Source organism: Thermosulfurimonas sp., assembly GCF_015491435.1.
In the GTDB taxonomy this organism is placed as follows: Bacteria; Desulfobacterota; Thermodesulfobacteria; order Thermodesulfobacteriales; family Thermodesulfobacteriaceae; genus Thermosulfurimonas_A.
On the sequence record NZ_WFVX01000142.1, the window covers coordinates 1 to 6,551 of the forward strand.

At 57.6% G+C, this 6,551-nt stretch carries 8 protein-coding genes; 4 read left to right on the plus strand and 4 right to left on the minus strand.

Translation table 11 applies throughout. The features are described from left to right. Both F8J34_RS06540 and F8J34_RS06545 read left to right on the plus strand, forming a co-directional pair. On the plus strand, positions 1-566 hold a 566-nt coding region (locus tag F8J34_RS06540), incomplete at its 5' end, for an ABC transporter permease subunit (protein ID WP_297057366.1). 1 nt (position 567) lies between these two features. Further along, positions 568-1,293 (plus strand): ABC transporter ATP-binding protein, encoded by a 726-nt coding sequence (locus tag F8J34_RS06545; protein ID WP_297057368.1) that lies wholly within the window; start codon positions 568-570, stop codon positions 1,291-1,293. A gap of 6 nt (positions 1,294-1,299) precedes the next feature. On the opposite strand, the gene F8J34_RS06550 is transcribed toward F8J34_RS06545, so the two are convergent. Together F8J34_RS06550 and F8J34_RS06555 are read right to left on the minus strand one after the other, a co-directional pair. Further along, a complete protein-coding gene (locus F8J34_RS06550) occupies positions 1,300-3,117 on the minus strand; it encodes a hypothetical protein (RefSeq protein WP_297057371.1) in 1,818 nt (605 codons plus the stop codon). Positions 3,118-3,121: 4 nt separating this feature from the next. Then, the gene (locus F8J34_RS06555; RefSeq protein WP_297057374.1) at positions 3,122-3,985 is read right to left on the minus strand and encodes a MoxR family ATPase; all 864 of its coding nucleotides are present in this window, start codon (positions 3,983-3,985) and stop codon (positions 3,122-3,124) included. 188 nt (positions 3,986-4,173) lie between these two features. Here F8J34_RS06555 and F8J34_RS06560 point away from each other — a divergent pair, with 188 nt between their 5' ends. Continuing rightward, positions 4,174-5,094, plus strand: coding sequence for a DUF362 domain-containing protein (locus tag F8J34_RS06560; RefSeq protein ID WP_297057378.1), 921 nt, complete (start codon positions 4,174-4,176; stop codon positions 5,092-5,094). On the opposite strand, the gene F8J34_RS06565 is transcribed toward F8J34_RS06560, so the two are convergent. After that, entirely contained in the window at positions 5,081-5,482 is a 402-nt protein-coding gene (locus tag F8J34_RS06565) for a PIN domain-containing protein (RefSeq protein ID WP_297057381.1), read from the minus strand. The genes F8J34_RS06560 and F8J34_RS06565 overlap by 14 nt on opposite strands. Beyond that, positions 5,466-5,696 (minus strand): hypothetical protein, encoded by a 231-nt coding sequence (locus F8J34_RS06570; RefSeq protein ID WP_297057385.1) that lies wholly within the window; start codon positions 5,694-5,696, stop codon positions 5,466-5,468. The genes F8J34_RS06565 and F8J34_RS06570 overlap by 17 nt, the downstream gene beginning before the upstream one ends. Before the next feature lie 66 nt (positions 5,697-5,762). Here F8J34_RS06570 and yihA point away from each other — a divergent pair, with 66 nt between their 5' ends. After that, positions 5,763-6,353, plus strand: a complete 591-nt coding sequence (gene yihA, locus F8J34_RS06575; protein ID WP_297057386.1) for a ribosome biogenesis GTP-binding protein YihA/YsxC — start codon at positions 5,763-5,765, stop codon at positions 6,351-6,353. Positions 6,354-6,551: the final 198 nt, after the last annotated feature.

Below are 6,551 nucleotides of genomic sequence, written 5' to 3' on the forward strand. Positions count from 1 at the left end.
GATTTCTTGCGGCTTCGCTGGTGGGCGTGCCCCTGGGGTTGCTGGCCGGAACCTTCTTCCTCTTCCGCAATCTGGTGTTACCGGTGAATAGTTTCCTGCGCTACATCCCGCCCACGGCCTTTATCTCGCTTCTCATCGTCTATTTCGGCGTGGGGGAGATGTATAAATACGCGGTGATCTTCCTGGGGCTCATCTTCTTCATCGTGCAGATGGTGGTGGATGTGGTGGAGGATACGGACATGGGCCATATTGAGATGGGGCTCACCATGGGGTATTCTCGCTGGGAGATCTTCCGCTACATAATTGCGCCCGGGGCCTGGCCCCGGATCTGGGATGTGTTGCGGATCAACCTGAGTGCGGCCTGGACCTTTCTGGTGGCCGCGGAGATCGTGGGGGCGGAAAAGGGCCTGGGGCACCTCATTGCTGTAAGCCAGCGTTTCCTGCGTCTCGGCGATCTTTACGCCGGCATTCTCACCTTCGGAATTATCGGCCTTCTCACGGACCGGGCCCTGGAACTTCTCTCGCGGCGCCTTTTCCGCTGGTACTACATAGAACTTAAACGATAAAATGTCCCGAACTATTCTCAAACTGGAAGAGGTTTACTTTGCTTACGGCGATCTTTTGGTGATCGAAGGGGTGTCGCTTGAGGTGGAGGCCGGAGAGATCGTGGCCATCATGGGGCCTTCGGGCTGTGGTAAATCCACTCTCCTGAGACTTATTGCCGGACTTGAGAGACCCACCCGGGGGCGTGTGATCTTCAAGGATCACGACGGAACCACGGACTTTCTGCGTTTCCTCTTTCAGGACTATGACGCCTTTCCCTGGTTCACGGTGTACGAGAATGTGCGTTACTCCGCCCGACGCGACCACCTTCCCTCGCCCGAGCGGGTGGAGTGCATCCTCCGGGAGGTGGGGCTCTGGGAATACCGCGACCGGTATCCGCGGGAGCTTTCCGGGGGTATGCGCAAACGCCTGGCCCTGGCCCGCTGCCTGGCCCCGGGGCCGAGGATGCTCCTTCTTGACGAACCCTTTGCGGCCCTTGACGTGGACACCAAACAGGACATGTATGAGCTTTTACAAAAGCTCTGGCGGGAGTTTGAACAGACCATTGTTATGGTGACCCACGATGTGCACGAGGCCGTGTTCCTGGCCTCGCGCGTGGTGGTGGCCAATCCGCGGCCCTTTCGTGTGCGCACCGAGATCCGGGTTCCCTTTCCCTATCCGCGACAGCCGGAGCTGATGCACAGTCCGGAGTTTGCGGCTCTTCAGGCCGAGGTGCGCCGGGAACTATAATTTCCCTCAGCGGCGGTGGGGGTCGGGCTGGATGAATTCGTGGGCGTAGGCGCGGACATGATGCCCTTCAAGCACATGGAAGACGCGGATGCGGCGAAGGACCTGCGGGGAGAAGGATCCGAGAGGGAGATAGATGAGTTTTTTCCCCTGGCGGGCGGCAAAGGTCTTGGCCAGGGCCGAGGGCGGCCTCCGGGCCACATAGACCACATAGCGCTCAAGGGAATAATCGATGCCGGCAAGAAGCAGCCTTTCCGCCTTTCCGCGGGCGAAGTCAAAGTAGGGGTCGCTCCACACATCATAGACCCGCATGGGGGGATAGGTGAGCATGAACCCCCCGTAAACGCAGCGGGAGATCCCCGGGCCGATGACCACCTCCCCGGGCGGAGTGGCGTAAAAGGCCATGTCCGATTCCTCCTCGTGTTCCCCGTGCCAGGTAAGCTTCCAGGGATACTCCTCCCGGGGACCCTCGTCCTCCTCGAAGATGACCACCACCGAGCCGGCCCGCCCGGAGACCACCGGGGATTCTTTTACGTAGAGGCGGCCTTCGTGCCAGTGGCGGATGGTCTCCCGCAGGTCCGGACCGTCCTTGAGGGCCACGGTAAAGGGTTCCACCCGGGTGAGCTCCTCGGAGAGCACCCTTAAGGCCCGGCGCGTGACCTCGCGGCCGAAGTTCTCGATCACGATGTCCTCCGGGGGGAAGGAGCAGACGTATTCCCCTTTCCAGCTCTGGCGGAACTCCCCGGGCCGCCTTTCCGGGCGGCGTTTGAGGGGCATCAGCCTGCGCCGCAGGTGTAAGGGTTTCATCCGTTTGAGAAAACGAATCCTGCGTCCGGAACGACTCAGGTCCTCCAGACGCAGGGACAGAGGAACCAGGTCCGGGGTTTCGGGTTCGAAGGGGTAACGGGTGCCCACCTCCCAGAGATGCCAGGCCAGATCGTCTCCGGCTGCCCCGCGGGCAGCAAGAATCAACTGATAGAGATCCGGGGTAAGGGCTCCGGAGATAAGGGCCTGATTGCGGGCGAATTGCCGGAAGATGCGTTTTTGCCGGGGGGTCAGACTCTCTCGAAATTCCCGGCAGAAGGCCTCTTCGGCCTGGAGCAGGAGTTCCTCCTGGAGAGAGAGGCGGTCGAGCGGGAGTCGGCCCTCACGACGGGCCCTTTCGTAACGACCCTGAAAGAAGCCCGGTTCGGAGAGGACCTCCCGCGCGCTATCCAGGGGGAGATGAAAGAGCCCTGCTTTCCGTGGAGTGGTGCGGGCCAGGGGGCAGGGGGGATCCTCCTTTAACCACCGGGCCACCCGTCGGGCGTGAGCCAGACCCACCACCACCGCCACCCGGGAAAAGCGCCCGGCCAGCTTTTTTAATCGATAGGCCATGGCCATCTCCCGTTGCCGGTCCTGAGGGGTTTCCGGATACTCCACCTGCAGGGCTTCCCTCACGTAACGTTCATAGCCCAGCCGATAAACCAGATAAGGGTCGGGAAAGGCCTCGTTTTTCTCCGGGTAGCCCTCAAGGTCCAGATCCACACAGAAGGAGGGTATTTTTTCCTCCTCGGCCCAGCGCAGGGCCTCGATCAACGGCTCCACGGGTTCCACCAGGAGATAGACCTGGGTACCATCCCTTTCCGCATAGGAAATTACGGACAGGCGGGGGAGACGCCGCACCGCTCGCCGAAGAAGCTCCTCAAGGACGGAGGGATACTCCACCGCCACCGCATCAGGCCTCAAAGTCCGTAATAGATGATGCACGGCCTGGGCGAATTCCAGACGCCCGTGAAGTACCGGGAGGATAAAGAATTCGGTTTCCTTCAGGTGGAGACGGATCACGGCTTTAAAATACCGGCCTTAGCCGGGGACGATCTTTTTCCTCGCCCGGGAGATAAACCAGGGCCTCAGGCCCCAGGACAGAGGCTATGGACTCCTTGAGAATTTCGGGAAGGGGACGATCTTTTTCCATGTAGGCCCGTCGTTTCAGAGCGTAACGGCCGATATTTACCCCGTCGCGCACGCTGTAGGGTTCGCCCTGACGATGAGCGGCCTGAAGAAAGGTCACCAGATAGGTGAGGAGTTCCTCCTCGGCAAAGGGCAGATTGGCCCGCAGGATTTCTTTTTCCTCCTCGGCCTCGGGAAAATCCACCAGGATGATGGGTTTGAGCCGAGAATCGATGTATTCCGGAAGATCAAAGGTGGAGGCGTCCTCGTTCATGGTTACACAGAGGCGGAAGTCCGGATGGGCCCGGATCTTCACCCCGGCCACGATGGATTCCACATACCGCCGGGAGTCAAGCAGCGGGGCCAGTGAGGCCCAGCTCTTCTCACTCATGCGGTTGGCCTCGTCGATGATGGCCACTCCGCCCCGGATCATGGCCGTGACGATGGGGCTGGCCATGTACTTGATGCGCCCCTCCTCGGAAAGGACCGGGGTTACCAGGAGATCCTCCGGGCGGGTATCCACCGTGGCCTGGAAGATATAGACCTCGCGGGAAAGCCTCTTGGCCGCGGCGTAGGCCAGGGTGGTCTTTCCCACCCCGGGTTTCCCCACCAGACGGGGATTTAACGGCAGATCCCGCTCGTCCACCAGCATCCAGGCGGCAAGGATCTGCCGGATAACCTCCTCCTGCCCCACGCAGACGAGATTTAACTCGTCGGGATGGGCCAGATGGAGGGTTACGCCTTCAATGTTGACCGTAGCCATCTCTTTTCTCTCCGTTTTTGATATCGTATTATACTCCAAGATTTCCTTTTTTCGGAGTCGGCCAAGGGTCTTCCCGCGGGGTTAGGAGCAGGGTTTACTTCTATGGCCTTTAGATACCGAAAGGGAATGCGGAAGTGAATGGATCGCTTCTTCCGCGTGGTTCGGGTCGATCTGAGTGAGGGCTGCGGGTGTCCGGAAACCTTCGGGTCGAGGTACGTTGGTCCACCTATCGCATAGAGGAGCTAAGGGAAGCCATATACAGCCTTCTTGAGGAGCTATTTCCGGGGTCGGTTCGAGGGCTGCGGATCCTGGTCAAACCCAACCTGGTGGCTCCGAGGAGGGCCGGCTTATCCTGCACTCATCCGGCGGTGGTGCGGGCGGTCTGCGAGGGGCTCCTTGAGAGAGGGGCCGAGGTCACGGTGGGGGACTCCCCGGCCTTCGGTACCACTCAGGCCGTGGCCCGGGCGGCGGGCTTAACCCGGGTCCTTGCGGACCTTCCGGTGCGCATGGTGCGCTTTACCCCCTCAAGGCCCGTAAAGCTTTCCTGCGGGGTCACGGTAAGGCTTGCCCGGGAGGCCCTTTGCGCGGACCTTATAGTGAATCTTCCCCGACTTAAGGCTCATGACCAGCTTCTCATTACCGCGGCGGTCAAGAACCTTTTCGGCTGTGTGGTGGGCCTTCAGAAACCCCTGCTTCACGCCCGACTGGGGGAGAAAGGGGATCTCTTTTTTCGCACAATCCTTGAGGTGGGGGAGCTTTTGCCCGTGGAACTCAATATCCTGGACGCCATTGTGGCCATGGAGGGCCGGGGGCCCACCGGAGGCCGGGCGAGGGAACTGGGGCTGCTTTTAGCCTCTCCAAACGCCGTGGCCTTAGACACCGCGCTTTATCTGGCCCTGGGCCTTTCGCCGGAAAGGGTCCCCCTCTGGGAAACAGCCCTTCGGATGCGTCTTTTCGGGGCCCGGCCCGAGGAGGTGTCTCTACCTCCCGATCTTCCCGACCTTTCGGATTTCCGTCTTCCGGAAAGACTTACCCCGGTAACCTTCCACCCCCTGCGCCTGGTTCGGGGCTTAATTAAGCGTTTGTTGGTTGCGATTAGTAAAGGTTGATTTCTTTTATGTCCTGGAAATCTTTCGTGTTATGGGAATAGATGGTATGAATATGATGGCTTAAATAAGTGGCTACCAAAAATAGATCAAAGACTTTTGCTCCCCGTCGAGGATAAGTTTTCAGAAGTTCAAAAAATTTTGCAAGCGTATTTTCGTTGGGCCAGACTATAATAAAAAGTTTTGAAAAAGTTTGTCCGATTTCTTCAATAGTCTCGGGGACAACTTCTTTTTTAGTCAAGACTGAAGAAAGTTCTATGAAATTCTGCGGAGTTACCACCGCTCGGTTTTCCATAATCAGTTTATCCAATTTTCTTTTTGTGTCTTTGTGGAAGGGACTTTTGACATCGAGATAATAAACCAGAATGTTGGTATCAATCCCGATCTTCATAGATATCGCGGCGATCCAGTTTTTCTATTCCTAAAGAAAGTTTAGGGACACTTTCTATCAGTCTTTTTTTCTCTTCGAGCTGATGTCGAGCCAGGTATTCGGCAATGGCTTCGGACAAAGTTTCACTCAAGGATTTACCGGCCTGATTACAGTAATCTTTCAGGGCCTGCCACCAGTATTCTTCTATTCTGAAACTCTTGACTACTTTCCCCATGCGTAGCTTGCCCCGGTACAAGGTTTAATGTAATATTACAAAAGCCTTTTTGTTCGTCAAGGAAATATGTCCTTCCGTGAGATACAATTCGTGAAGAGTGTGGTCAAATCCGAGGATCTTCCGGTGCCGGGGCTTCCGGAGGTGGCCTTTCTCGGCCGCTCCAATGTGGGAAAGTCCTCCCTGATAAACGCCTTTCTCGGGCGGAAAAAACTCGCCCGGGTCTCCTCCACCCCGGGGTTCACCCGGGCGCTGAACTTTTTCCGGGTGGATCACCGTTTCCTGGTGGTGGACCTTCCGGGCTACGGCTTTGCCAGAGTCCCGCCGAAGGTGCAGAGGGCCTGGAAACGGCTCGTGGAAGGCTATCTTTCCGCCGCAAGGCCCCTTCGGCTCCTTATCCTGATCTTTGATCTACGGCGCAGGGCCGATGAACTCGACCGGAGCCTCCTTGAATACGTGGAAAGTCTCGATCGGCCCTACATAGTGGTACTTAATAAGATCGATAAACTTTCTAAGAACGAAAGGCTCAAGGCCCGGGCGGAATGGCTTTCCGTCCTCTCCCTTCCGGAAGAAGAAATCTTCCTCACCTCCTGTCGTACCGGAGAGGGTATCCCCGCGGTAAGATCCCGTATCCTTTCAGCCCTGGGGCTTAGGACTTGACGTAATTTTTAAATCTTTTTAACTTGAAAGGAATTTCAATATAAGGAGGAAAAGATGCGCGGGAAAAAGGTGGCTTTTCTGGTCCTGGGGTTTTTATTCTGGGGGGCCGTGGCGGTTCAGGCCGCGGATCTGGAAAAGGGGAGAAAACTTTTCTTCCGGTACTGTAACTTCTGTCATCCCGGGGGTCGCAACGTGATG

What these genes read in the sequence shown, in the direction of transcription:
- F8J34_RS06545 (WP_297057368.1), top strand. Translation starts at nt 568, where the DNA reads ATGTCCCGAACTATTCTCAAACTGGAAGAGGTTTACTTTGCTTACGGC.
- F8J34_RS06555 (WP_297057374.1), bottom strand. Translation starts at nt 3,985, where the DNA reads ATGGCTACGGTCAACATTGAAGGCGTAACCCTCCATCTGGCCCATCCC.
- F8J34_RS06565 (WP_297057381.1), bottom strand. Translation starts at nt 5,482, where the DNA reads ATGAAGATCGGGATTGATACCAACATTCTGGTTTATTATCTCGATGTC.
- F8J34_RS06570 (WP_297057385.1), bottom strand. Translation starts at nt 5,696, where the DNA reads ATGGGGAAAGTAGTCAAGAGTTTCAGAATAGAAGAATACTGGTGGCAG.
- yihA (WP_297057386.1), top strand. Translation starts at nt 5,763, where the DNA reads ATGTCCTTCCGTGAGATACAATTCGTGAAGAGTGTGGTCAAATCCGAG.